The organism is Nocardia bhagyanarayanae (genome assembly GCF_006716565.1).
Lineage (GTDB): Bacteria > Actinomycetota > Actinomycetes > Mycobacteriales > Mycobacteriaceae > Nocardia > Nocardia bhagyanarayanae.
The window spans coordinates 5,976,242-6,000,813 of record NZ_VFPG01000001.1 but is presented as its reverse complement, the minus strand read 5'-3'; the positions used below and the strand labels follow the sequence as shown (position 1 = coordinate 6,000,813).

Genomic DNA, 24,572 nt, shown 5'->3' with positions numbered 1-24,572 from the left:
ACCAGGCGACCCAGCCGGATCGGCACCTTTCGGCGTAACGGAGCCGGGATCGTCACACAGGCGCCGTGGTCAGCGCGGCACGGCGATGCCCGCGGGCGGCGGCGGGAAGGTGAGCGGCGCGAGGTGGACACCGCCCTGCCCCCAGCCCGCGCTGGTGACCCACCAGCGGTCCGCGTGCCGGACGACCTCGGCGGCGTGCGCGGCCACGTGCCCGATCTTGTCGCCGATGCGGAAGCGAAAAGGGTTGTCGCTGCGGAAGATATCGGTGCCGACGTAGCCCGGCCGTGGGCCGATGAACAGGTACCAGCGGTCGTCGTGGCGCACCACGAACGGCGACTCGGTGTTGCCCGCCTCGGTGCCGATCGTCGGATCGGCGTAGGCGATGTGCCGCTCGCCCCAGCGCCACAGGTCGGTACTGAGCCGGTAGGCGACCACGTGGTGACCGCCCTCCGGTGCGCTCGTCGCGCAGTAGTACATCGCCCATTTCTCGCCGATGCGCAGCACCATCGGGTCGCGGGCGTCGTAGCCGTCGCGGAACAGCGGCCCGCCGGGCGCGCGCTCCCAGCGGACGAGGTCGGTGGAGGTGGCCAGGTTGATCGCCGCACGGGTGCGGTCCGGTCCGCCAGCCGCGTAGAACATGAAGTATGTTGCGCCGGAACGGATCACGTACGGCGCCCAGAGGTGGGTCTCGCCGTGGTAGCCGGGATCGACCGTCAGCGCGGGCTCACGTTTCGTCCACGGGCCGAGCAGATCGGGCGCGGTGGCGTGCGCGAATTCGATCTCGTGGAACGGATCGGCGGGCTCGGGGTGAGTGATGCCGAACAGGTGCCATCCACCGTCCCGATCCCGCACGATCGTGTGGTCGTTGATGTACCACGGATGCGCCGCACCCGCGCTCGGGTCGTAGATGTTCGTGAACCGGCCCGCCCGGACCACTTCCCGCGTCGCCATACGACCATGATCCCGCCGCGGAGCCGATTATTGCGTCGATGGTCGTACACGAGCCTGAGATACTGACGGGTCCCTACCATGAGGAGGAATCCGCCCGTGAGCCATTCCGGGGTGCTGCCACTGCTCGATCACGTCGCTGCCGCCGTTTCCGAGGCGATCAGCCGAATCCGTCCCGACGCGGCGGGAGCAGACCCGGTTGTCCGACGATCCACGCACGCCGACTTCCAGGCCAACGCCGCCCTCGCGCTCGCAAAACGATTGCAGGTCGAGCCGATCGAACTCGCCGGTGAGATCGCGGTGGCACTTCGTGCGAGCGGGACGCCGGAGCTGGCGTCGGTGCAGCTGTCAGGTCCCGGCTTTCTCAACCTCACGGTGTCGGATCGGTCGATCTGGAACCAGGTGGCGGCGCGGTTGGCCGATGAACGGCTCGGTGTGTCTGCCTCCGGACGCGGAACTCGGGTGGTGATCGACTATTCCGCGCCCAATATCGCCAAGGAGATGCACGTCGGGCATTTGCGCACGACGATCATCGGCGACAGCCTCGCGCGGGTACTCGGCTTCCTCGGCGCCGAGGTGATCCGCCAAAATCACCTCGGCGACCGGGGAACTCAGTTCGGGATGCTCATCCAATACCTCGACGAACACCCCGACGCGCAGTGGCGCCACGACGATCTGACCGGGGATGCGTCGTCGGTGTCGGCGCTGGACGGGCTTTACAAGGCCGCGCGTGCGGCCTTCGATGCCGATCCGCGATTCGCCGATCGCTCGCGTGCCCGGGTCGTCGCGTTGCAGGCGGGTGACCCCGCGACGCTGGCGCGCTGGAGCGAGATCGTCGCCGAATCGGAGAAAGCGTTCGGCGAAATCTACGACCGGCTCCACGTGCTGCTGACTCCCGAGGACTACGTCGGCGAGTCGTTCTACAACCCGATGCTCGCCGAAACGATCGATGAACTGGTCGGCAAAGGCATCGTGGTGGACAGTGACGGCGCTCTGGTGTTCTTCTCCGAAGAAGTCACCGGTCCGGATGACCAGCCCGTTCCGCTGATGGTGCGCAAACGCGACGGCGGATACGGCTACGACACCACCGACCTGGCGACCATCCGATACCGGATCAACACCCTCGCCGTGGACCGGTTGCTGTATGTCACCGACTCCCGCCAAGCCCTGCACTTCCAGCTGGTGTTCGAGGCCGCTCGCCGCGCGGGCTGGCTCACCGACGATATCGCCGCCGAGCACATCGCCTACGGCACGGTCCTCGGCCCGGACGGCAAACCGTTCAAAACCCGCGCCGGTGGCACCGTCCGGTTGCTGGACCTGCTCGACGACGCCGTCGCGAAGGCGCGCCAGGTCGTAGCCGAGAAGAACCCCGAGCTGCCGAGCGCCGAACTGGATGAGATCGCCGAGCAAGCCGGCATCGGCGCGGTCAAGTACGCCGACCTGTCCACATCGCGGGTCAAGGATTACACCTTCGACCTGGACCGGATGGCGGCGCTCAACGGCAACACCGCGGTGTATCTGCAATACGCGCACGCCCGGATCCGTTCCATCTTGCGCAAGGCCGACCAACCCGACGCCACGGTGAACCCCGAGCTCAGGCTCGCATCCGCCGAACGAGCGCTGGCCTTGGCGCTGGACGCCTACGGGGGCACCGTCGACGAAGTCGCGACCACACTCGAACCCCACCGACTGTGTGGATACCTCTACGACCTGGCCCGCGACTTCACCACTTTCTACGACAACTGCCCCGTCCTGGCCGCCGAAGAACCCACCCGGAACAACCGACTCGCGCTGTGCCGACTCACTGCCCGAACGCTGCGGCACGGGCTCGGGCTACTGGGAATCGCAGCGCCAGAACGCATGTAGAGCCGGCCGTCGGCACCTGGCAATTCGCTGAAAGCGGTTCTCGACATGCCGCTTTCGATGTAGCACTCGTCGGGTGCTGTGGTCAGTTCTCGATCAGCACCCGGCGTAGGTCGGTCAGCTCGCGGTCGGTGAGGCCGTGTGCGCGCAACCAGCCTGCCGCGCCGCCGTGGTCGGTGTGCAATCTGGTCAGGAATTCGCTCATCACTGTGGGTTCGACCGCGAGGATTCCGGTGCGTACCGGTGGTAGGCCGTGGTACGAGGGGAGGGCGTCGAGGCGGGCACGAACCCGGGCCATCCGTTCGCCGGAGAGGGCGTAGTCCGCGGCGATGAACTCCGCGGGCACGCCGACGGCGTCCAGCAGCACCGCGGCGAGCACGCCGGTGCGGTCCTTGCCCGCGGCGCAGTGGAAGACCACCGAATGCCGTTCGGTGTCGGTGATCAGCCGCACGGCCGACAAGACGGATTCGACGCTGCCGTCGAGTAGTTCGCGATAGAGCGCGACCAGGTCGTAGTGCTTGGCGTCGGGTACGAGGTCGGCAGGGGTGGCGGTGGTGGCGGCCGCCTTGCGCACGGGCAGGTTGACCAGCTGCACGGCCGCCTCGCCGAGCAGGCCGTAACCCTCCCGCTCGACCTCGTCGGGATTGCGCAGGTCGATCAGCGTGCGCAGGCCGACCTGCCCGGTCAGCAGGATCAGATCGTCCTCGGTCAGATGCTGCGGAGTACTGGCCCGGTACACCGTGCCGAACCGGGTGACGCCGCCGCCGGACACGGGCAGCCCGCCGAGGTCGCGGACATTGTCGATCTCGGCGAATTCGACCCATCGCCGCGGGGAACTGTCGGTGTGCATGGCGGTCAGTGGGCCCGGCCCGCCGCGGCCTCGTCAGCGCGGCTGAGCCCGCACAGACCGATGAGGTCTTCGTGCAACTCGAACCACACGGTGTGGTAGCTGTCCATGATCGGACGCGCCACCCAGGTGTGGTCGCCGCCGTCGATGCGCTCGACCGCCCGATCCAACCGGCCTGCGTAGCGGGACAACCGGGGCGCGATCTCGCCGATCCGGCGCACCAGCGGCACGACTTGGCCGTGCAGCGTGCGCAGCCGGTCCAGCACCGCGGCGTCGTAGGCGGCGTCGGTGTGGTCGTTGACGGTCGCGGCGTCCTTCATCTGCCAGGCGGTGATGATCTCCTTGAGTTCGGCGTTGAACGCGCAGAATTCGTCGTAAGCGGTGGCGATCACGGTGGGATCCACCGTCTCTCGTTCCGCGGCGAGCAGGCGGGTGAGCTCGGCGCGGCCCTCCGGCGTGAGACGCACGCCGACCGGAGTGCTCGCGCACAGACCGCGCGCGACGAGATCAGCGCAGCGCTCACCGGTTTCGGTGGCGTCGCCCGCCAGGCTGTCCGCGACGGCGTCGGCGGAGACCCGGCCCTTGATGCCGATCAGGCGAAGGAGGTCGAGGTCGGGGGTGGCGTGCTGCTGCGTCCGGCTGTCGCGCGGGGTGGTGTGCGGCAGAGCCTCGTCGGACGCAGGCGAAGTCCCTGCTGTCATGTGTCCATTTTCGGCCGAACCGGTTGTGGAGAAGGCGTTTTCGCCGTCCCGTGCGCCGAGCAGTCCGACCAGTTCGTCCGGATGGACGGCGGCCCAGCGCGCGAGCTGCGCCACGTCCTCGATCACACTGTCCTCCACCGCTTTTCCGGTGACCTCGCCGAGCCACACCGCGCCGGCGCCGCCGTCGACGGTGACCACGCGCCCGGCCAGTCCCGCCACCACGCCCGGCCCGCACCCGACCACGCACGGCCTGCCCAGTTCCCGGCTGACCAGCGCGGCATGCGATGTGGCGCCGCCGAGTTCGGTGACGATGGCCCGCGCCGCGATCATGCCGTGCAGGTCGTCGGGGCTGGTGGTCGGTCGCGCCAGGACGACGTCTTCGCCTGCGGCGGCGCGGGTTTCGGCCTCGTCGGGATCGGTGACGACGATGCCGGAGGCCAGGCCGGGGCAGGCCGACTCGCCGCGGGCCAGCGGCGGTTGATCGGTCTCGATGCCCGAGGCGGGCCGCAGCACCGTGCGCACCTGCTCGGCGTCGACGCGGGACAGCGCCGTCGCCGGATCGATGAGCCCCTCGCCCGCCATGGCGACCGCGGCGCGCACAGCCGCGCGGGCCGACCGCTTCGCGGGCCGCGACTGCAACAGCCACAGCCTGCCGGACTCCACGGTGAACTCGATGTCCTGGATATCGCGGCCGTCCCGTTCCAGCAGGTCGGCGGCGGCGAGTAGCTGCCTGTGCACGTCGGGCATGGTGACCGCGAGCTCGTCGAGCGGACGCGGGGTGGTGCGGCCGGAGACGACGTCCTCGCCCTGGCCGCCGACCAGCCATTCGCCGAACACGGCGCGCTCGCCGGTGTTCGGATTGCGGGTGAACAGCACGCCGGTGCCGGAGAGCGCGTCGAGGTTGCCGAACACCATGGCCTGCACGGTGACCGCGGTGCCGAGGTCGTCGGAGACGCCGCGGCTGCGGCGATAGGTCTTGGCGCGCGCGGAATCCCAGGATCGGAAGACCGCCGCGATGGCGCCGCGCAGCTGTTCCCACGGGTCCAGCGGGACCGCGGCAAGCGGATCGCCGAGCACGATCTCGTTGTACTGCGAGCGGAACCGGGCGTGGGTGTCCGCGGCGTAGCCGGGGTTGCGCGTCTCGGCGGCGAGCGCGCGCTCGACGTCGTCGTTGATGCCGAGATTGAGGACCGTGTCCATCATGCCGGGCATGCTCACCGCCGCGCCGGAGCGCACCGACACCAGCAGCGGTCGTTCGGTGTCGCCGAAGCGCCTGCCGGTGCCGCGCTCGAGCGCCGCGACACCCGCCCGCACCTGGAGCCAGATCTCCTCGCTCAGCGTGCCGCGCGCGCGGAAGTCGGCCCAGCCCTCGGTCGTGACGGCGAACGCGGGCGGCACCGGCAGGCCGAGCGCCCGCATGTGATCGACGCTCCACGCTTTGCCGCCGATGCGGTCGCGGCTCAGGCCGCAGGTGCCGTCGAGTTCGGCAACGGACGGTGCGGTGCTCTCCGGGGCGGCGCGTTCGGGTCGCTCCACGGGCTCCACTCCGATCGTCATGTCACTCCTTCTGGGTTCACGTTCTCGACTCACCACCGCCGTCGGCGGGGACGCGGGCCGATGACCGGCGTGCCAGTGGGACGGCACACCGGGGCGCCCGGCGAACGGCACGGCATCGGCGCGACTTTCAGCCTGCCCGCGGGTGTCGGTACGTGCGTACCCGTCGTCCCGGTCAGCAGGACGAGCCTGCCCCCGCTGCGGGTCAGCGAAACGGGTCGGTGTGCTCGCGGAGTTTGGTGAGCGCGCGGCGCAGTTGGTTCATGGTGCGTTCGCCGAGCACCTCGCGCCACTCGGCCTCCACGGCGGCGACGGTCCGGTTGGCCAACGCGGTGACGGCCTCGCCGCGCTCGGTGAGCCGAACCAGCCGCGCCCGCCCGTCGGCCGGATCGGGCACTCGTTCCACGTAACCCGCCCGTTCGAGCTGATCCACCAGGAATCCGGCGGTCTGCTTGGTGACCTGGGCCTGCTCGGCGAGGAGGGTGAGCCGGGTGCCGTCCGGTCCGAGCCGCTGCACGAGACGGGCCTGCGCGACGGTGATGTCGGCATAGCCCGCCGCCGCGAGCGCGTCGAAGACCCGCTGCTCCATCGCCCGATATGGGATGAACATCAGCACTCCGACATTGAGCTCGTCGGTGGCGGATTCCGGCACGTCCACTCCTTGCTTTTCGTCAGATAGCCTGACTATATTCGTCAGTGTGACTGACTTATTCTAGGCCGATCCGGAGGTGGATCATGGACCGGGACCAACAATGGCGGGTCATCGAGGAGCAGCGCCTCGCCGTCGCCGATCTGCTCGACGGACTCGCCCCTGACGAGTGGCTCGCGCCCTCGCTGTGTGAAGGCTGGCGGGTGCGCGACGTGGCCGCACACCTGGCCATGACTACTCGGCCGCCCGGCCCTGCGGCGATGCTGCGGGAAGCGGTGCGCGCTCGCGGCAGCTTCCATCGGCTCAACCACGACGTCGCGGTCCGCTGTGCCGAGGAGCCCGGGCGCGACCTGGCGGCGGAGCTGCGCGCGACGGCGGCCTCCCGCACGCTGCCCCGAGTGACCAACTACCGCAACATCTTCTACGACGTCATGGTGCACGGCCAGGACATCGCGATCCCGCTCGGCCGCACCCTCGAGCTGCCGCGCGCGGCCGCCGCCGTCGCCGCGACCCGGGTGTGGGGGATGGGGTGGCCGTTCTGGGCCCGGCGTCGGCTGAAGGGCTTGCGATTGGTGGCCACCGACTGCGACTGGAGCGTCGGTCAAGGGCTCGAGGCGCGCGGCGGTATCGCGGATCTGCTGTTGCTGATCACTGGTCGGCAGGTTGTCGTGCCCCGGCTCGCCGGTCCCGGCGCGGCGGCGCTCGTCACGCGCCTGCCGAACCGGAATCCGGACTGAGCCAGCCGGTTTCGACGGTTCGGCTGGACTGTGCTCCCTGCTGCGCTGTGTTTCCCAGCTGCGCTACGCCGCGTCCGTCAGGCTGCGGCGCAGGTAGTCCGCGGTGATGGACCGTCGATCCGCCAAGAGCTCCGTCGGCGTACCGGCGAAGACGATCTCGCCGCCGTGCTTGCCGCCGTCGGGCCCCAGGTCGACGATCCAATCGGCACGCTTGACGACCTCCAGGTCGTGCTCGATGACGATCACCGTGTTGCCGCCGTCCACCAGGCGATCCAGCAGCGTCATGAGGGTGTCCACGTCGGCCATGTGCAGCCCGGTGGTCGGCTCGTCCAGCACGTACACCCCGCCGCGGCGGTGCAGGTGATCGGCCAGCTTGATGCGCTGCCGTTCGCCGCCGGAGAGCGAGCTCAGCGCGCGGCCGAGGGTGAGGTAGCCGAGGCCCACGTCCGCCAGCGCCCGCAGCGGCGTCAGGATGCGCGCGTCGTCGTGCTCGTGCCAGAACTCCAGCGCCTCGGACGCCGTCATGTCCAGCACATCGGCGATCGATGCCCCACGCACCTGATAGCCGAGCACCTCGGGCCGGTAACGGCGGCCGTGGCAGGTCTGGCATACCGTGGTCACCGGATCCATATAGGCGAGGTCGGTGAAAATGATTCCGGCCCCGCCGCATTCGGCGCACGCGCCCGCGGAGTTGAAGCTGAACAGTCCGGGCTTGACGCCGTGCGCCTTGGCGAACAGTTGCCGTAGCTGATCCATGATTCCGAGATACGTCGCGGGACTCGACCGCCGGGAACCGCCGATGGCCGACTGGTCGACCGCCACCGCGTCCGGATGCGCCGCGAGGAACGCGCCCGACACCAGCGTGCTCTTGCCCGATCCGGCGACTCCGGTCACGGCGGTGAGCACGCCGGCCGGAAAACGCGCGGTCACGTTCTTCAGGTTGTACCGATCGGCTCCCGACACAGTCAGCCAGCCCGTCGGTGTGCGCGGGCTCTCGTTGACCGGTCGCGTCTCGCGCAGCCGTTCGCCAGTGAGTGTTCCGGAGGCGCGCAGTTTCTCGACGCTGCCCTGGAACACCACCGTGCCACCGTCGGCGCCCGCGCCGGGACCCATGTCCACCACGTGGTCGGCGACCGCGATGACGTCGGGGGAGTGTTCCACCACCAGCACCGAATTGCCCTTGTCCCGCAACTGGATCAGCAGTTCGTTCAACCGGTGCACGTCGCGCGGGTGCATGCCGACGCTCGGTTCGTCGAAGATGTACGTCATGCCGGTGAGGCTGGAGCCGAGGTGGCGGACGACCTTGAGCCGCTGCGCCTCGCCGCCGGAGAGCGTGGACGTCTCGCGGTCGAGGGACAGGTACCCGAGGCCGACGTCCTCGACGCGGCGCAGCCGGGCGATCGCGGCGCCCGCGATGGGCGCGGCCACCGGATCGTCGATCGCGGCCAACGTCTCGATCAGATCCGACACCTCCATCCGGCCGTAGTCGGCGATGCCGAGTCCGCCGATCCGGCTCGCCAGCGCGGCCGCGTTCAGTCGCGCACCATCGCAGGACGGGCAGGTCTGTTCGCTGACCACCGCCATCGCCGCCGTCCGGTTCTTCTCCGAGAGCGCGCTCAGGTCCCGCTTGATGTAGAGCCGGTCGAAGCGTTCCAGCAGGCCCTCGTAGGCGTTGTGGCCCATGGAGCCGGTCTTGTTGAGTCGCGGCACCCGGAAACCATTGCCGTGCAGGAACAATTGCCATTCCTCCGCGGTGAAGTCGCGCAGCGGCTTGTCCGGATCGAAGAGGCCGGATTCGGCGTAGATCTGCCACTGGAAGGTGCCGACCGCGAAGGGGGAGAAGCGGATCGCCCCCTCGTTCAACGACTTTCCGGTGTCGAGCAGCTTGTCCAGATCCGCGCGCACCACGTGGCCGAGTCCGCCGCACTCCGGGCACATGCCGAGCGGGTCGTTGAACGAATACCTCGTCGCCTCACCGGCGCTCGGCACGCCGTGCCGGGAGAACAGGACGCGGATGATCGACTGGATATCGGTCATGGTGCCGACGGTGGAACGGGAGTTGCCGCCGATCGGTTTCTGGTCCACCACGACGGCGGGCGCCAGGTTGTCGATGACGTCGGCGTCCGGGCGCTCGTACTTGGGCAGCCGGTTGCGGATGAACCAGGTGAATGTCTCGTTGAGCTGGCGTTGCGACTCCACCGCGACGGTGCCGAACACCACCGACGACTTCCCGGAACCGGACACCCCGGTGAAGACGACGATCTTGCCCTTGGGAATTCGGAGGGTCACGTCGCGCAGATTGTGCACCCGTGCTCCGACGATCTCGATGGTCTCTGCGTTCACCAGCGCCACGGTAGGCATCAATGAGGTCGGGATCGGTCCTCATTGCACGGCATACTGGGCGCTGTGACCGATACCGCCGCCCGGCTTCTCCAACTCCTCGCGCTGTTGCAGACGCGGCGGGAGTGGAGCGGGCCCGAACTGGCGCAGCGCCTCGGCGTCACGGTGCGCACGGTGCGCCGCGATATCGAGCGGCTGCGCGAGCTGGACTATCCCGTGCGCTCGGGGCTCGGCGCGGTCGGCGGCTACCGGCTGGAATCCGGGGCCGCGTTGCCGCCGCTGCTGCTCGACGACGAGGAGGCGGTCGCGATCACGCTCGGCCTGCGCAACGCCGCGCTCGGTGGCGTCGCGGGCAGCGAGGAATCGGCCGCGCGGGCGCTGGTGAAACTTCAGCAGGTACTGCCGGATCGGTTGCGCAGGCGGGTGGACGCGGTGCAGACCAGTACCGTCGACCTGGCCGGACCGCCAGCTGGTCCGCAGGTGGACCCCGAGACCTTGGTGGCGCTGGCGGCCTGCGCCCGCGACCACGAGCGAATCCGCTTCTCCTACCGCGACAAAGACGACGCCGAGTCGCGCAGGCTGGTCGAGCCGCACAGCCTGGTGTCGGCCGGGCGCCGCTGGTATCTCGTCGCCTGGGACGTCGACCGCTCCGACTGGCGCACGTTCCGGGTGGACCGCATCACGTCCACGCTGCCCGTCGGGGTGCGTTTCCCGCCGCGCGAACTCCCCGACGCCGACCCCGCCGCCTTCGTCACCCGCTCGCTCGCCCGTGCCCGTCCCGTCCAGCACGTCGAACTCCTGGTCCACGCCTCCGCCGCCGAACTCGCCGACCGCTTCCGCGTGCGCACCGCCGAAGTGGAACCCCTCGACGACCACACCTGCCTGCTCCGCACCACCGCCGACTCCCTCGAATGGACCGCCCTCCGCATCGCCCACCTCGACCTTCCCTTCGAAGTCCGCCACCCCCCGGAAATGTCCACCCACCTCCGCACTCTCGCCACCAAACTCCTTCGCGCGGCTGGCGATTCGAGTTGACTCCCGGTAGGCCCGAGACGACAGAGGCGCCCGGGATCGGGTCTCCTCAGTGGTCCGTCGCACCGGCTCTTCACGCCAGGGGCGCGCCTGATATGAAGGTGCGGGTGGGACGTAAGAAGTTGCTGGAGCCGACCCTGACGGAGTTGCCGCACGGGCCGCACGGGCTTGCTCGTGAACTGGTGACGGGGTCGCAGCGGCAACGGCTCTTGTACGGGGTGACGGTCGTCGTCGCGGATCGCGGCTATCTCACCGCGACGATCGCGGATATCGCCGCGGCGGCCAAAGTTTCGCGCCGGACGTTCTACCAGCACTTCCCGGACAAGGAAGCGTGCTTTCTGGCCGCGGCCGAGGCGGGCCGGGATCTGATGATCGAACATCTCGAGCGCGTGATGAGGGAGGTATTCGCCGAACCGGTGGAGCCGCTCGAGGCGCTGCGGCTCGGAATTCGCGAATACCTCACCCTGTTGCGTGACGAACCGTCGTTCGCCCGCTCGTTCTACCTGGAGACCGCCCCGGCCGGGTCGCGCGCGATCGAGTCGTTCGAGCGATGCCAACACTGGTTCGCCGGGTTCATCCGATCGTGGCGTGCAGGGGCAGGCCCCGTTGATCCATCGGTGCCGGATGATGCATATCTGGCGGTTACCGATGCGACCAACGAGGCCGTTCGCAGGACCCTGCGCGCCGGAGGTGACTTGCTCGAGCTGGAGGACATCGTGCTGTACATCCACCGCACGCTGCTCGGGCTGGGAACCCCTGCCGACTAGGGCACGACCTTGTCGCCCGGCCCGGTGAGGTCGCAGGAAGTGTCGTCGCTGGTGTTGCCGCCTTCGGAGACAATCCTCGCGAACACCTTCGCGCAGTTGTCCCGAACAGTGCCCGAGGTGTTTCCACTGATAGTGGAGTTCCGCAGTACTACGGTGCCCACTGGAACATTGATCACATCCGTCAACAGGCGTGGGAGGGTGTCGAGGTAGGCGGGCGCCACGTTGATGCCGCCGCCGGCGTCCGAGGCGCTGTTTCCGGTGATGGTCGCACGATCGAACGTCACCACGCCCCGCCCACGGACGTCGACGCCGCCGCCGCGTCCGGCGAATCCACCTGGGCGGTACCACACTCCGGGATTGACCACGCGGTTGTCGGAGATCGTCGAGTCGGTGAAGGTGCAGGTGTTGTCGCATCGGACGCCGCCCGCCTCGCCGGATGTGTTGCCGGTGATGAGTGTGTTTCTCGTCTGTAGGTCCGACCCCGGCACGTTGAAGATCCCGCCGCCGTACCCGGCGCTGTTGCCTCGGACCACGACATCATCGAGAACGAGGTTCGACGAGTTGGAGATTCCGCCGCCGCCGGTGTCGTAGTACGGGATCTCGTGCTGCGCGGTGACTCCGCCGGTCACGGTCAGTCCCGTCACCGTCACGGGCGCGGAGATACTGAGCACCCTGTCGATCCCATTGGCGTCCAGCACTGTCCGGTCGCGACCCGCGCCACGCAGGGTGGTCGGCGCGGTGAGGTTCAGGTCTCCCGTGGTCGGATCCGGGTTGCGGCCCTGCACTTTCTGTGGGTCGGGAGGAATCGTCAAGATGTAGTGCCCCTCAGGCACCACGACTGTGCTTCCTGGCCGGGCATTGGCCGTCTGAATCGCCGCTCGCAGTGTGCAGGCGCCCGCGGCAGTACGGCATAGCCCGCTTTGGGGATCGGCCGCCACGCCGTCCGCCGTGGTGTCGACCGTGATCACCGTTGGCGAACCAGGTGCGTCGTCGGCGTAGGCCGCCCCGGGAAATCCGCTCGCTGATCCGACGATCAAGGTTGTGATGGCGACGGCGCGGGCCGCCGCCGGAGATGTGCTCGTCCTCATACAGTTTCTGATCCAATTCACGAACATCGAGTAAGGTACGCCCGCGTATGAGTGGGGTACGCGAGCGTCTACCACTATGTCGCAGACCGATGCGAATCGCGAGTGTTTCCGGAAATCCGTTTCGCAGTTACCGATTCGCCTCGGTCGGCGCAACGCTGATCAATATCGGCCGTCCCCGTGACACAGCGGAACGGCTTCACGAGTGCCGGCCTTGTGCCGTGAGACCGAAGGCGGTCGCCGTGAGTTCTCAGCCCCGCCGGAACCACTCGAGACTCTGCCCGTGCGGCCCCGAATAGGCCACCGGCACACCGTCTTCGGTGAGAACGAACCGATCACGCGTCTCGGAGCACGGTTTCGGCAAAAGACCCCGGCCGACGGGAACGACGCCGCAGCCCTCGTTGGCGATCCAGGTGCACCCCAGCTCGCGCATGGTTTCGACGAACCGAGCCCGCTCGTCGGCATCCAGGTAGGCGAGGACGGCGCTGCCGAATACCACGACCTGCGCATTGCCCGGAGCGGCACGCACCAATTCTTCGATGGTGTCGTTGAGATCGCCGCCGATGAGCTCGGGCGGGTCAGCGCGGGCGATCGCCGCCGCACGATGCAGGCGGTCGAGCCGCTCCTGCTGTTCCGGCCAGATCAGGCACTCGAGCCAGCGCATGTGCTCGGCATCGCCGACGTCCAGTGGGTTGAGGTCGACGCCCACCCGGCCGATCACCGCGGGGAGACGGTCGGGTACCGGCGGGTCGCTCATGGTCCTGCAGGACAACCGAACCGGCGAGGGCCCCGACCACGGATCCAGCCAGGGGCGGTCGTCGAACGGCCCCTGCGGCGCGCCGACATACCGCGCCGAGGCCAGCACGAGATTGGGCTGACGCTTCGCGGCGGGCAGCGACTCGACGAGCGCGAGCACTTCCGTATCGTCGGCGGTCCGCCGTGACCAGTCCGCATAGCACGGCGAGTGGCCGTGCGCCTCGAACCGTGCGAACCGTCGATAGCGTTGCGCGGTATCCACTTTCACCCCCCGGACGTACTAAGCGGTACTCGTACCGCCGACGCTATCAGGCGGCGAGGCTCAGAGGGCGGGGTGGAAATCGATGTCGCGGTGGGTGCCGGGTGGGCGGTGCTCGGCGAGGGGGTAGAGCCAGCGGACGGAGGCGCGGATGGGTTCGAGGTCGGGGAGTTCGATGGGGTGGCCGTCGTTGTCGAAGATCATGCCGAGCAAGTGGTATCGGCCGTCGGGGAGGCCGAGGCCCGCGGCTTGCTCGGCGGACAGGTCGACGCGGGTGACACTGTGCCGTGTCACCCGCAGCGCTTCGACGGTGGCCGGGCGCACGGCGGTGTCGAGCGCGGTGACGACGGCGCGGAAACGACATCCGCGCAGCCGCCACAGTTCCCATTCGCCGGCGCGCATCCGCGCGGCGCGCGCGGGCAACCGATGGGGTACCTCGACTACATAGAGTTCCCCGATCCGGACATCCCGAGCACGCACAGTTCCAGCTTGCCACCGGTCGCCGGGCCCGTAACGCCTTGTTTGCTCAGTTGACCTCGTTCTTCATCTGGGCCGTGATGATGCGTTGGTAACCAGAGCCGAAAAGCCGGGGAAGCAGATCGATGACGCGGGCGTCGGCACCGACGAGGATCTTGGCCTTGTCCTTCTGGATGCCACGCAGGATGATCTTCGCCGCGGCCTCGGGGGTGGTCTTGGCCAGCCGATCGAAGTTGGCGGCGAGCGCGTCGCGGTCGCGATCGCCGCCCGCGCGGGCCTTCCAGGCGATCTCGGTCTTGACCATGCCCGGGTGCACGCTGCTCACGCCGACCGGATGACCGGCGATCTTCATCTCCTGGCGCAGCGCGTCGGTGAAGCCGCGAATACCGAACTTCGTTGCGTTGTAGGCGCCTTGGCTCGGGCACGCGGCCAGGCCGAACATGCTGGACACGTTGGCGATGTGCCCGTCACCGGAGGCGATCACCTGCGGGAGGAACGCCTTGGTTCCGTACATGACGCCCCAGAAGTTGATGTTCACGATCCACTCGAAGTCCTCCCAGCTGAGTTCCTCGACGGTGGCCGTCAGCGAGACGCCCGCGTTGTTGACCAGCAGGTTGGCCGGTCCGAAGTCGGTGTGCACCTCCTCGGCGTGCGCGTAGAACGCCGCGCGGTCGGTGACGTCGAGCTTGTAGGCGCGCGCCTTCGCGCCCGCCTGCTCGCACAGCGCGGCGGTCTCGCTGACGTTGGCGAGGTCGCGTCCGGACAGCGCGAGACGCGCGCCGTTGCGCGCCAATTCGAGCGCCAGCGCCCGCCCGATCCCCGCCCCGGCGCCGGTGATGACGGCGACCTTGTCCTGGAAGTTCTTCACAGCAGTTGTCCTCGTGTCATTTGGTGGTGAAGCCGCCGTCGGCGACGAATTCCGCGCCGGTGCAGTAGGCCGACTCGTCGGAGATCAGGAACAGCACCACGTTGGCCAGCTCCTCGGGGGTGGCGGCGCGGGGGAGCGGCTGGTCGTGCACCATCGAGTTGGAGCGGTCCGAGGTGGCGGTCATCTCGGTGGCGACGACGCCGGGATGCACCGAGTTGACCCGGATTCCGTCCACGCCGAACTCCTGGGCCGCGGCCTTGCTCATGCCGCGCACCGCCCACTTGGACGCGACGTAGCCGAGGATGTTGGAGAAGGCGATGATGCCGCCGATCGAGGAGATGTTCACGATCGAGCCGCCGCCCGCCCGGCGCATCGACGGCACAACGGCTTTCATCCCGAGGAACACGCCGACCTGGTTGACGTCGATCACCTTGCGGTAGTCCGCTTCGGCGAGCTTCTCGATCGGATCGACATGCACGATGCCCGCGTTGTTGACCAGTCCGGCGACCGGACCGAAGGCCCGCTCGGCTTCCGAAACCACCGACTGCCAAGCGTTTTCGTCGGTCACATCGAGCGGAAGGAACAGCGCCCGCTCGCCGAGTTCGGCGGCGACCGCCTTGCCCTCCTCGGCGAGCACGTCGGTGATCACCACCGACGCGCCATGCTCCGCGAGCTTGCGCGCGAACGCCGCGCCCATGCCCCGCGCACCACCGGTCACGATGACCGTCTTACCGCTGACCCTGTCCATGTTCTGTCCTTTCACGCTCGATCGAGATCGGCGAGGTGGTTGGCGGCGATGTAGCCGAACACCATGGCTGGGCCGATGGTCGCGCCCGCCCCGGCGTAGCTGTTGCCCATCACGGCGGCCGAGTTGTTGCCCGCCGCGTACAGTCCGGCGATCGGCGCGCCGTCGGCGCGCAGCACCCGGGAGTGCTCGTCGGTGAGCAGGCCGCCCTTGGTGCCCAGATCGCCGGGGACCATCTCCACCGCGTAGAACGGCGGCTTCTCGATCGGCGCGAGGCACGGGTTCGGCCGCACCGTCGGGTCACCGTAGTAGCGGTCGTAGGCGGATTCGCCGCGGTGGAAGTCCTCGTCGCGCCCGGCCAGCGCGAAGCCGTTGAACCGCTGGACCGTCGAGGTCAGCGCGTCGGCAGGGACGCCGATCTTGTCCGCGAGTTCTTCGAGGGTGTCGGCCTTCTTGATGATGCCGGCGTCGAAGTACTTCTGCGGGATGGCCTGCTTCGGAAAGGTGCCGAGGAACAGGTACCGGTCGCGGAAGCGCTGGTCCATGATGAAATGCGCGGGCACGTGACCGACTCCGGACGCATGGCGCTCGTACATGGTGTGCACGACGTCGACGTAGCTGGCCGACTCGTTGGTGAACCGCTGTCCCGCGTCGTTGACCATGATGGCGCCGGGCTGCGAGCGTTCGGCCAGGCAGAAGAACGGCGGTCCGTCGGGGTTGCGCACCGACGGACCCCACCACGCGTCGTCCATGAGATCTAGTGCCGCGCCTACGTTTTCGCCCGCCCGGATGCCGTCGCCGACGTTCTCGGTGGCGCCGACGGTCCAGTCGGTGCTCACCGGCGCGGCGAAGTACTGCTCGCGCATTTCCAGGTTGTGCTCGAAGCCGCCCGCGGCCAGCACGACGCCGCGGCGCGCCCGCAGCACGATCGGCGCGCCGTCGCGCTCGGCGCGCACGCCGACCACGGCGCCGTCCTCGGTGATCAGTTCGGTGAGCGGCGTGTTCAGCCACACCGGCACGCCCGCGTCGCGCAGCGCCAGCCACAGCCGGGCGACGAGCGCCTTGCCGAGGCTCAGCGGCAGGCGCCCGCGCAGCTTGTTCATGACCGCCTTGGCGCCGACCTTCATGGCCGTGCGCTTGCCCTTCCAGGTGCGCGCGATCATGTTGAGATCGTGGAAGTCGCTGACGGTGAAGGCGATTCCCTTCGGGCCGGACATCGTCGGCTGGTTGATCAGCGCCAGGTCGTCGCCGAGCAGACGGCCGTCGACGATGGCAGGCTCGATGCTGCGACCCTGGGCCAGACCACCAGGCAGTTCCGGATGGTAATCGGAATACCCACGGTCGTAGACGAATTCGAGATGCGGCGTGCGCGAGCTCAGGTAGGTCATCATGCGCGGGCCGTTGTCCAGGAAGGCGTCCTGCTTGGCCTGCGGAACCCGGTCGCCCACCACGGATTTCAGGTAGACGCGGGCCAGATCGGGGCTGTCCGGGACGCCTTCGCGCACCAGCACGGGATTGTTCGGAATCCACACGCCGCCGCCGGAGCGCGCGGTGGAACCGCCGAAGGTGCGGCTCTTCTCGATCAGCACGACCGACAGGCCGCGATAGGCGGCGGTCAGCGCGGCGGTCATGCCCGCCGCGCCGGAACCGACGACCACCACGTCGTAGACGGCCTCCGTGGACTTCTGCTCAGACATCGTCTGCCTTCCTGACTCAGTAGCCCGCGCCGGTGAGCATGCCGCCGTCGACGACCACCTCGGTGCCGGTGCAGTAGCCCGCGGCGTCGGAGACCAGGAAGACCACCGCCTCGGTGACCTCCTCGGGACGGCCCCAGCGCGGGATCGGCAGGCCGGCGAAGAACTTGTCGCCGTCCACGCCGGAGGACGCGTTGGCGGTCATCGGCGTGGCGATGCCGCCGGGGTGCACGGAGTTCACCCGGATGCCCGCCTTGCCCAGCTCGCGCGAGGCCGACTTGGTGATGCCGCGCAGCGCGAATTTGCTCGCGCTGTAGGCGGAAAGGCCCGCCGCGCCGATGAATCCCTCGACCGAGGAGATGTTGACGATGGATCCGCCGCCCGCCTCGGTGAGCGCGGGCGCCGCGGTCTTGATGCCCAGCCACGAACCGGTGACGTTGACGTTCATGATGGTGCTGAAGTCGGCCAGGCTCATGTCCGCGATGCTCTGGAAGCGCAGGACGCCCGCATTGTTCACCAGCACGTCCAGCTTGCCGAACCGCTCGCGCGCGGTGTCCACCGCCGCGGTCCAGTCGGCTTCGCTGGTCACGTCGTGGTGCACGTAGTGGGCGGCCGCGCCGAGCTCGGCCGCGAGTTCCGCGCCCTGCTCGTCGAGCACATCGCCGAACACCACCCGCGCGCCTTCGGCGACGAAGCGGCGCACGTGTTCGGCGCCCATCCCGCGCGCGCCACCGGTGATCAGCGCGACCTTGTCTTCGAGTCGACCCACTGCGTTCCCTTCTCTCTGCTGCCTCGCTTCGAAGCTAGGACCCCGGCATCGGCGCGCGGGTGCACAGTCTCATCCAGCGAGACATGCACCTGACCTCCACGGCAGCATCGGAAATATTCCTACTAGGCATATTGAGAAGTGGAGGCAATGCATGAAGTTCTCGATGATCTTCGAGGCGCAGATGACCGATCCGTCGGCCGAGCACGAACGGCAGGTGCTCCGCGACTGCGTGGAGCAGGCCGTGCTGGCCGAGGAGATGGGCTTCGACACCGTCTGGGCCGTCGAGCATCACGGGTTGAAGTGGTACGCGCACATGAGCGCCCCGGAGATCTTCCTGACCTGGGTGGCCGCGCGCACCGAGCGTATCCGGATCGGTCACGGCGTGGTCTGCATGCCGTTCAACTTCAACCATCCGGTGCGCGCCGCCGAACGCGCCGCCATGCTCGACGTGCTCTCCAACGGCCGGGTCAACCTGGGCGCGGGCCGCGGCGCCACCCCGCAGGAGACCTCCATGTGCGGGGTCGATCCCGACCGCACCTACCAGGAGGTCGAGGAGTCGCTGCGCATCATCGGCAAGGCCTGGCAGGACCCCGAGGGCGAATTCGAGTGGCACGGTGAGCTGCTCGACATCGACCCGCACCCGATGCTGCCGCGCCCGATCCAGCTGCCGCACCCGCCGCTGTTCATGGCCTGCACCAAGAAGGACACCCTGAAGCTGGCCGCCGACTACGGCATCGGCGCGCTCGTCCTCGGTTTCGCCGGTGTCGAGGAGATCGCCGAGCTGCGCCGCACCTACGACCAGGCCATCGCCGAGCGCACCGGCGAGAAGTTCGTCTCGACCGTCGTCAACGATCACTTCGCGGCGCTGTGCCCGACGATCGTGCTGGAGGACCGCGAGAAGGCGCAGCAGATCGGCGCGCGCGGCCAGCGGTTCTTCGCGCAGTCGATCAAGCACTGGTACGGCGCGGGCCCGGTGCCGGACGAGGCCGTCGACCCCAACGCCGACGAGCTGGCCGCCATCAAGCAGGCCGCCGACGACCACGTCGCCTACCTGCACGAGGCCAAGATCCCGGTGAAGGCGGGCGCGACCTCGGTGTTCAACGCCGAGCACGCCTACGGCTCGCCGGAGGACGCCATCGCCTACGTCGAACGACTGAAGGCGGCGGGCGCCGACGAGATCCTGTGCCTGATCCAGATGGGCACCGTGCCGCAGGAAGCGTGCCTGGAGACCATCCGGCACTGGGGCGAGACCGTGATCCCGCACTTCCGGAAGAACGAGGAGTGAGATGACCACGCTGGACGGGAAAGTCGCGATCATCACCGGTGCGGCCCGCGGCCAAGGCGAGGCCGAAGCGCGGCTGTTCGTCGAACTCGGTGCGCGCGTCGTGATCACGGACGTACTGGCCGACGAAGGCAAGACGGTGGCCGAATCACTCGGCGACGCCGCGCGTTTCGTGGCGCACGATGTGAGCAGCGAGTCCGAGTGGGCGGCCGCCGTGCAGACCGCCGAACGCGAATTCGGTCGGCTCGACGTGCTGGTGAACAACGCCGCGATCTACACGACCAAGGCGCTCACCGACACCAGTGCCGAAGAGCTGGAACGGATTCTGCGGGTCAACCTCGTCGGCTCCTTCCTCGGCATCAAGGCCGTGGCGGGTCCGCTGGCGGCCGCGGGCGGCGGATCCATCGTCAACATCTCCTCGCAGGCCGGTCTCCAGGGTCTGATGGGGCACGCCGCCTACGGCGCGTCGAAGTGGGGACTGCGCGGACTGACGAAGACCGCCGCGCTCGAGCTCGGTCCCGCGGGCATCCGCGTGAACTCCGTGCACCCCGGCCCGATCCACACGCCGATGATCGGTCACCTCGGATTGAGCACCGGCCCTGGCAGTTTCCCTGCCCTGCCGCTCGGTCGTGTCGGGCTACCCGGCGAGGTCGCCGATCTGGTCGCCTTCCTCGCCTCGGACGCCTCGGCGTTCGTCACCGGCGCGGAACTCGCGATCGATGGCGGCTTGTCCGCCGGGCAGTTCATTCCACCCGGCGCGCAGCTGCCGGGCGTGGAGTAAGGAGCGGATCGTGCCGTTGAAACCCGAAGCCCGCGCCATCGTGGAGCTGGCCTCGGCCGCCTTCCCGAAGCTCGGCACCGAGGTACTCGACGCCGCGGAGGCCCGTCGCCTGTTGGCGGCGCGGCCCGCGGCGGCCGTCGAACCGATCCCGGTCGGCCGGGTCGAGGAGCGGACGGTGCCGGGGCCGGACGGGGCGCCCGAGGTGCGAGTGCGGATCTACTGGCCCGTCGACGCCGGGCCCGGCCTGCCCGTGGTGGTGTTCTGCCACGGCGGTGGATTCACCATTTGCAGCCTGGACAGCCACGACCGGTTCTGCCGGACGATGACCAACGGCGTCGGCGCGATCGTGGTCTCGGTCGATTACCGCCAAGCGCCCGAGCACCGGTTCCCAGCGGCCGCCGAGGACGCCTACGCGGTGGTTCGCTGGGTCGCGGACCATGCCGCCGAGCTGGGCGGCGATCCCGCCCGGATCGCGGTGGCGGGTGACAGCTCCGGCGGCAATCTGGCCGCCGTGACGACGCTGATGGCCAGGGACCGCGGCGGGCCCGCGCTGGCGCATCAGCTGCTGATCTATCCGATGCTGGACCCGTCCTGCGACACCGTCTCGTACCGGGACAACGCCGAGGGTTACTTCACCACGGCCGCGCACCTGCGGTGGTATTGGCAGCAGTACCTGGGCGCCGACGGCGACGGCGATCACCCCTACGCCGCGCCGCCGCGCGCCGCCGACCTGTCCGGACTGCCGCCCGCCCACGTCCTCACCGCGGAGTTCGATCCGCTGCGCGACGAGGGAGAGGCCTACGCCGCCCGGTTGCGCGCGGCGGGCGTCCCCACCGAAATGGTCCGCTACGACGGGGAGTTCCACGGTTTCGTGAGCATGGCCGATCATCTGCCGGACGCCGAAAAAGCTGCCGCCGTGGCGTTTTCGGCCGTCCGCCGTGCCTTCGGGAGCGAGCAATGAGCATCGAACGGATCGGGACGATCCTGCCCACCGACGACCTGCCCGCCACCGTCGCGCTGTTGAGCGCGCTGTTCGGCGGGCCGCCCACCTTCGTCGACGGCGACCGGTGGGCGCAGTTCGACGTCGGTCCGGCCCGCGTCATGGTGGCCGGAAAGGATCGTGAAGGGGACGCGGCAGCGCTCTCGATCAAGGTCGCCGACCTCGACGCCGCCATCGCCGCCCTGCGCGGGGTGGGCGTCGCGCTCGCGGATCCGGTCACCGGTCCGCACGAACGGCGCGCCGCGCTCGATGCGACGCCGGGCACGCCGTGGTCGGTCGTGCTGTACGAACCTCATGATTCCGCAAAGATTTCGGGTTGAGCGCGCGACGAGCGCACCTCCGTCACGAAACCGGGCGAATCGGGCGCACCGCGTTGGTATCTTCGCACGATGTCCGACACGCGGGACCCTCAGCTCGACGAGGAGCTGCCTGATGCAGGGCAGCGGCCTGCGATCGACACGCTCGAGGTGGACGATGCCGAGCGACCTGCTCGCGAACTGAGCGGCTGGCCCGAGCGGGTGGTCGCGGTCGCGGCCTTCGCGATCGCGATCCTCGCGGTGTGGCAGGTGTTTCGGCCGCTGTCGCAGGGCAGTCAGTACTACCTGGTGGTGTTCCTCGCGGGCACGCTGCCGCTGGTCTTCCTGGCGTATCGCTCGGGACTTCGGCTGCTCGACCGGGCCTCGGGGCCGGGCGTGCTGGACTGGGCGCTGGCGGCGGTGGCGCTGGTGGTCTGCCTCTATCCGGTGCTGCCGTTCGAAATCGGTTCTGGCGGCGGCGGATACAACGAATTCCTGAACCGGCAGGGTCTGCTCGATCCGGTGGACGTCGCCATGGGCACGGTGCTGCTCGTGCTGGTGCTCGAGGCCTGCCGCCGGACCACCGGATGGGTGCTGCCCGTGGTGTGCCTGGCGTTCCTCGCCTACGGCTACTACGGCGGGCTGCTGCCGCAGCAGTGGACCATCGCGCACGCGGGCCTGGACTTCGGCCAGATCGTGGACGCGCTGTACAACTCGGGCAGCGGCTTCTACGGCACCCCGCTCGATGTCGCCGCCACGTATATCGTGCTGTTCACCCTGTACGGCGCGGTGCTCGAATTCTCCGGCGCCGCACAGTTCTTCGTCGATCTGTCGGTGGCGGCGTTCCGTCGTTCCCGCGGCGCGGCCGGGCGCACCGCGGTGGCTTCGGGCTTCCTGCTCGGCACGGTGTCCGGCTCCGGAACCGCCACCGCGGTCAGTGTCGGCGCGGTCACCTGGCCGATCCTGAAGCGCGCGGGATATCCGCCGGAACAGGCGGGCGGCATGCTGGCCGCGGCCGGTGTCGGCGCGATCCTCTCGCCGCCGACGCTCGGCGCCGCGGCGTTCATCGTCGCCGAGTACCTCGAGGTCTCCTACGTGACGGTGCTCGGCTGGGCGCTGATCCCGACGGTGCTCTACTACCTGGGCATCCTGCTCGCCGTGGAGATCGACGCCCGCAGGCTCGGCACCAGGCCGGTGGAGATCGGCGGCACGTCGGCTTGGCGGCTGCTGGCCCGCTTCGGGTATCACTTCCTCTCGCTGATCGCCATCGTCGTGCTGCTGCTCCTCGATGTGAGCGCGACCCGGGCCGTCGTCTACGCGACCGCCCTCGCCTTCGCCCTCGCTTTCCTCGACGCGCGCACCCGCAGCCGTGCTCGTTCGCCACGGCAGGTGTTCGACGCGCTCAGCAACGGCGTCCGTTCCGCGCTGCCGGTGGTCGCGGTGTGCACCGCGGCGGGCGTGATCACCGCGATGACCACCAAGACCGGACTCGGCGCCCAGCTGGCCGCGCTGCTGGTCCGCTTGGCCTCGGCGCTGTCGGACAACCAGACCGTCGTGCTCGCCTGCACCGTCGCCTTCGCCGCGGTCGCCCTCGCGCTGCTCGGCCTCGCGGTACCGGTCACCGCCTCGTTCATCATCGGCTGGGCGATCATCGGGCCCGCCCTGCTCGCGCTCGACGTGCCTGCGCCCGCCGCGGCCATGTTCGTCTTCTACTACTCGGTGCTCTCCGAGGTCACCCCGCCGACCGCGCTGGCCGCCGTCGGCGCGTCGGCCGTGACCGGTGGCCGCACGGTGCCGACCATGTGGCAGGCGCTGAAGTACGCGCTGCCCGCGTTCCTGGTGCCGATCGTGTTCGTGCTCACCGAACCCGGCGAACACCTGCTCGGCACCGGGCCCGTGCTCGGTGTGCTGTGGACCAGCGTGGTGGCCTGTGTCGGTGTCGCCGCACTGGCCTCGGCCACCGGCGGCTGGCTGCTGGGAATCGGACCGGCGCCGGTGGCCGCGCGGGTGCTCGCCGGGGCGGGCGGATTGGTGCTGCTGTACCTGGAACCCGTCGCATTGATCGTCGGGCTCGCCGCGCTCGCGGCCGCCGCCGGGTACACGTTGCTCTCCCGAAGGAGGACGAAGTGAGAAGAGTCGCAACGATTGTCGCCGTCACCGCCGTGACGGCCGGTTTGCTCGCGGGCTGTGGTGGCCGCCAGGACGCACCGCGCACCGACGCGGGCGGCGCGGTGACCTGCGAGGTGAAACAGGATTCGCGCGTCGGCATCGCCACGGGCAACGCCACCGGCGTCTACTTCGCGCTGGGCAACGCCTACGCCGAGCAGGTCGCGCAGGCCACCGACGGCACGGTGAAGGCCACCGCCGCCGAGACCGGCGCGTCGGTGCAGAACATCCAGCAGCTGGTGGCGGGCACCTACCAGGTGGCCTTCTCGCTCGCCGACACCGCCGCCGACGCGGTGCTCGGCACCGGCGGATTCGACGGCAAAAAGCAACCGGTGCAGGCGCTTTCGCGGCTCTACCCGAACTACACCCAGGTCGTCGTGCGTAACGGGGCCAATATCTCCTCGGTCGCGGACCTGCGCGGCAAGCGTGTCTCCACCGGATCGCCGAAGTCCGGCACGGAGGTCATCGCACAGCGGGTGCTGGCCGCCGCCGGAATCGACCCCGAGCGCGACATCTCCGCGCAGCGGCTGGATCTCACCAAAACCGTCGACGGCATGAAGGACGGTTCCATCGACGCCATGTTCTTCTCCGGCGGCCTGCCGACCCCCGGCATCACCGACCTGTTCACCTCGGCGGGAGACAAGGTCCGCTTCCTCGACATCGCCGATCTCGCCCCGCGCTTGCGCGAGGTGAATCCGGTGTACGAGCCGGGCACGATCCCGGCCGCGACCTACGGTCTGCCCGCCGACGCGGCGACCATCGTCGTGCCGAACGTCCTTCTGGTCCGCGACGACCTCGACGCCGATCTGGCCTGCGTGCTGACCAAGACGTTGTTCGATCGCAAACCGCAACTGGAACAGGCGAATTCGGCCGCCAAGGGGATCAGCAGGGACACCGCGAGTGCGACCGCGCCGGTGCCGCTGCACCGCGGTGCGGAGCACGCGCTCACCAAGTGA

22 protein-coding genes and 1 pseudogene are annotated in these 24,572 nt (G+C 69.1%); 10 read left to right on the top strand and 13 right to left on the bottom strand.

All coding sequences use genetic code 11. The features are described from left to right. Window positions 1–69: 69 nt before the first annotated feature. Entirely contained in the window at window positions 70–951 is an 882-nt protein-coding gene (locus FB390_RS26220; RefSeq protein WP_141811352.1) for a glycoside hydrolase family protein, read from the bottom strand. A 96-nt stretch (window positions 952–1,047) separates the two neighbouring features. On the opposite strand from FB390_RS26220, the gene argS reads away from it, so the two are divergent. Beyond that, window positions 1,048–2,814, top strand: coding sequence for an arginine--tRNA ligase (gene argS, locus FB390_RS26215; RefSeq protein WP_141811351.1), 1,767 nt, complete (start codon window positions 1,048–1,050; stop codon window positions 2,812–2,814). Window positions 2,815–2,896: 82 nt separating this feature from the next. On the opposite strand, the gene FB390_RS26210 is transcribed toward argS, so the two are convergent. The 3 genes from FB390_RS26210 to FB390_RS26200 all read right to left on the bottom strand — a co-directional run bounded on the left by FB390_RS26210 (window position 2,897) and on the right by FB390_RS26200 (window position 6,523). Then, window positions 2,897–3,661 carry a tyrosine-protein phosphatase gene (locus FB390_RS26210; RefSeq protein ID WP_141811350.1) on the bottom strand — a complete coding sequence of 255 codons (765 nt, stop codon included), beginning with the start codon at window positions 3,659–3,661 and terminating at the stop codon, window positions 2,897–2,899. A 5-nt stretch (window positions 3,662–3,666) separates the two neighbouring features. Further along, window positions 3,667–5,916 (bottom strand): pyruvate, phosphate dikinase, encoded by a 2,250-nt coding sequence (locus FB390_RS26205; RefSeq protein ID WP_141811349.1) that lies wholly within the window; start codon window positions 5,914–5,916, stop codon window positions 3,667–3,669. Window positions 5,917–6,118: 202 nt separating this feature from the next. Then, a complete protein-coding gene (locus FB390_RS26200) occupies window positions 6,119–6,523 on the bottom strand; it encodes a MarR family winged helix-turn-helix transcriptional regulator (RefSeq protein ID WP_141812039.1) in 405 nt (134 codons plus the stop codon). A 125-nt stretch (window positions 6,524–6,648) separates the two neighbouring features. On the opposite strand from FB390_RS26200, the gene FB390_RS26195 reads away from it, so the two are divergent. After that, the gene (locus tag FB390_RS26195) at window positions 6,649–7,299 is read left to right on the top strand and encodes a maleylpyruvate isomerase family mycothiol-dependent enzyme (protein WP_141811348.1); all 651 of its coding nucleotides are present in this window, start codon (window positions 6,649–6,651) and stop codon (window positions 7,297–7,299) included. 63 nt (window positions 7,300–7,362) lie between these two features. Here the strand turns inward: FB390_RS26195 and FB390_RS26190 are convergent, their stop codons facing one another. Beyond that, entirely contained in the window at window positions 7,363–9,642 is a 2,280-nt protein-coding gene (locus tag FB390_RS26190) for an ATP-binding cassette domain-containing protein (protein WP_342780433.1), read from the bottom strand. Window positions 9,643–9,705: 63 nt separating this feature from the next. Between FB390_RS26190 and FB390_RS26185 the strand changes: the two genes are divergently transcribed. Both FB390_RS26185 and FB390_RS26180 read left to right on the top strand, forming a co-directional pair. Further along, window positions 9,706–10,674 (top strand): helix-turn-helix transcriptional regulator, encoded by a 969-nt coding sequence (locus tag FB390_RS26185; protein WP_141811346.1) that lies wholly within the window; start codon window positions 9,706–9,708, stop codon window positions 10,672–10,674. 104 nt (window positions 10,675–10,778) lie between these two features. Then, window positions 10,779–11,438: a TetR/AcrR family transcriptional regulator gene (locus tag FB390_RS26180; protein ID WP_185757179.1), complete on the top strand. Its 660-nt coding sequence runs from the start codon at window positions 10,779–10,781 to the stop codon at window positions 11,436–11,438. Here the strand turns inward: FB390_RS26180 and FB390_RS26175 are convergent. The 8 genes and pseudogenes from FB390_RS26175 to FB390_RS26145 form a co-directional block, all read right to left on the bottom strand. Further along, complete coding sequence (locus FB390_RS26175; protein WP_246124213.1) at window positions 11,435–12,250, bottom strand: right-handed parallel beta-helix repeat-containing protein; 816 nt, start codon at window positions 12,248–12,250, stop codon at window positions 11,435–11,437. The two genes, FB390_RS26180 and FB390_RS26175, sit on opposite strands and share 4 nt — an antisense overlap. A 57-nt stretch (window positions 12,251–12,307) precedes the next feature. Then, window positions 12,308–12,526, bottom strand: a pseudogene (locus FB390_RS34945) (CSLREA domain-containing protein); the annotation flags it as partial. A gap of 247 nt (window positions 12,527–12,773) precedes the next feature. Then, window positions 12,774–13,541, bottom strand: coding sequence for a DUF2332 domain-containing protein (locus FB390_RS26170; RefSeq protein ID WP_141812038.1), 768 nt, complete (start codon window positions 13,539–13,541; stop codon window positions 12,774–12,776). Between the two features lie 60 nt (window positions 13,542–13,601). After that, a complete protein-coding gene (locus FB390_RS26165; protein WP_141811343.1) occupies window positions 13,602–14,018 on the bottom strand; it encodes a hypothetical protein in 417 nt (138 codons plus the stop codon). Window positions 14,019–14,064: 46 nt separating this feature from the next. Beyond that, window positions 14,065–14,883: an SDR family NAD(P)-dependent oxidoreductase gene (locus tag FB390_RS26160; protein ID WP_141811342.1), complete on the bottom strand. Its 819-nt coding sequence runs from the start codon at window positions 14,881–14,883 to the stop codon at window positions 14,065–14,067. Between the two features lie 16 nt (window positions 14,884–14,899). Then, the gene (locus FB390_RS26155) at window positions 14,900–15,631 is read right to left on the bottom strand and encodes a glucose 1-dehydrogenase (RefSeq protein ID WP_141811341.1); all 732 of its coding nucleotides are present in this window, start codon (window positions 15,629–15,631) and stop codon (window positions 14,900–14,902) included. 11 nt (window positions 15,632–15,642) lie between these two features. After that, on the bottom strand, window positions 15,643–17,325 hold the full coding sequence (gene kstD / locus FB390_RS26150) for a 3-oxosteroid 1-dehydrogenase (RefSeq protein WP_141811340.1): 1,683 nt from the start codon (window positions 17,323–17,325) through the stop codon (window positions 15,643–15,645). Window positions 17,326–17,341: 16 nt separating this feature from the next. Next, the gene (locus FB390_RS26145; RefSeq protein WP_141811339.1) at window positions 17,342–18,091 is read right to left on the bottom strand and encodes a glucose 1-dehydrogenase; all 750 of its coding nucleotides are present in this window, start codon (window positions 18,089–18,091) and stop codon (window positions 17,342–17,344) included. 151 nt (window positions 18,092–18,242) lie between these two features. Between FB390_RS26145 and FB390_RS26140 the strand changes: the two genes are divergently transcribed. From FB390_RS26140 to FB390_RS26115, 6 genes are all read left to right on the top strand, one after another. Continuing rightward, entirely contained in the window at window positions 18,243–19,376 is a 1,134-nt protein-coding gene (locus FB390_RS26140) for an LLM class flavin-dependent oxidoreductase (RefSeq protein ID WP_097243435.1), read from the top strand. 1 nt (window position 19,377) lies between these two features. Beyond that, window positions 19,378–20,154, top strand: coding sequence for a glucose 1-dehydrogenase (locus FB390_RS26135; RefSeq protein ID WP_141811338.1), 777 nt, complete (start codon window positions 19,378–19,380; stop codon window positions 20,152–20,154). Window positions 20,155–20,164: 10 nt separating this feature from the next. Continuing rightward, entirely contained in the window at window positions 20,165–21,115 is a 951-nt protein-coding gene (locus tag FB390_RS26130) for an alpha/beta hydrolase (RefSeq protein ID WP_221639369.1), read from the top strand. Beyond that, window positions 21,112–21,474: a bleomycin resistance protein gene (locus FB390_RS26125; protein ID WP_141811336.1), complete on the top strand. Its 363-nt coding sequence runs from the start codon at window positions 21,112–21,114 to the stop codon at window positions 21,472–21,474. Before FB390_RS26130 ends, FB390_RS26125 begins: the two co-directional genes overlap by 4 nt. A gap of 69 nt (window positions 21,475–21,543) precedes the next feature. Then, window positions 21,544–23,580, top strand: coding sequence for a TRAP transporter permease (locus FB390_RS26120; RefSeq protein WP_141811335.1), 2,037 nt, complete (start codon window positions 21,544–21,546; stop codon window positions 23,578–23,580). Beyond that, window positions 23,577–24,572 carry a TAXI family TRAP transporter solute-binding subunit gene (locus FB390_RS26115; RefSeq protein WP_141811334.1) on the top strand — a complete coding sequence of 332 codons (996 nt, stop codon included), beginning with the start codon at window positions 23,577–23,579 and terminating at the stop codon, window positions 24,570–24,572. The genes FB390_RS26120 and FB390_RS26115 overlap by 4 nt, the downstream gene beginning before the upstream one ends.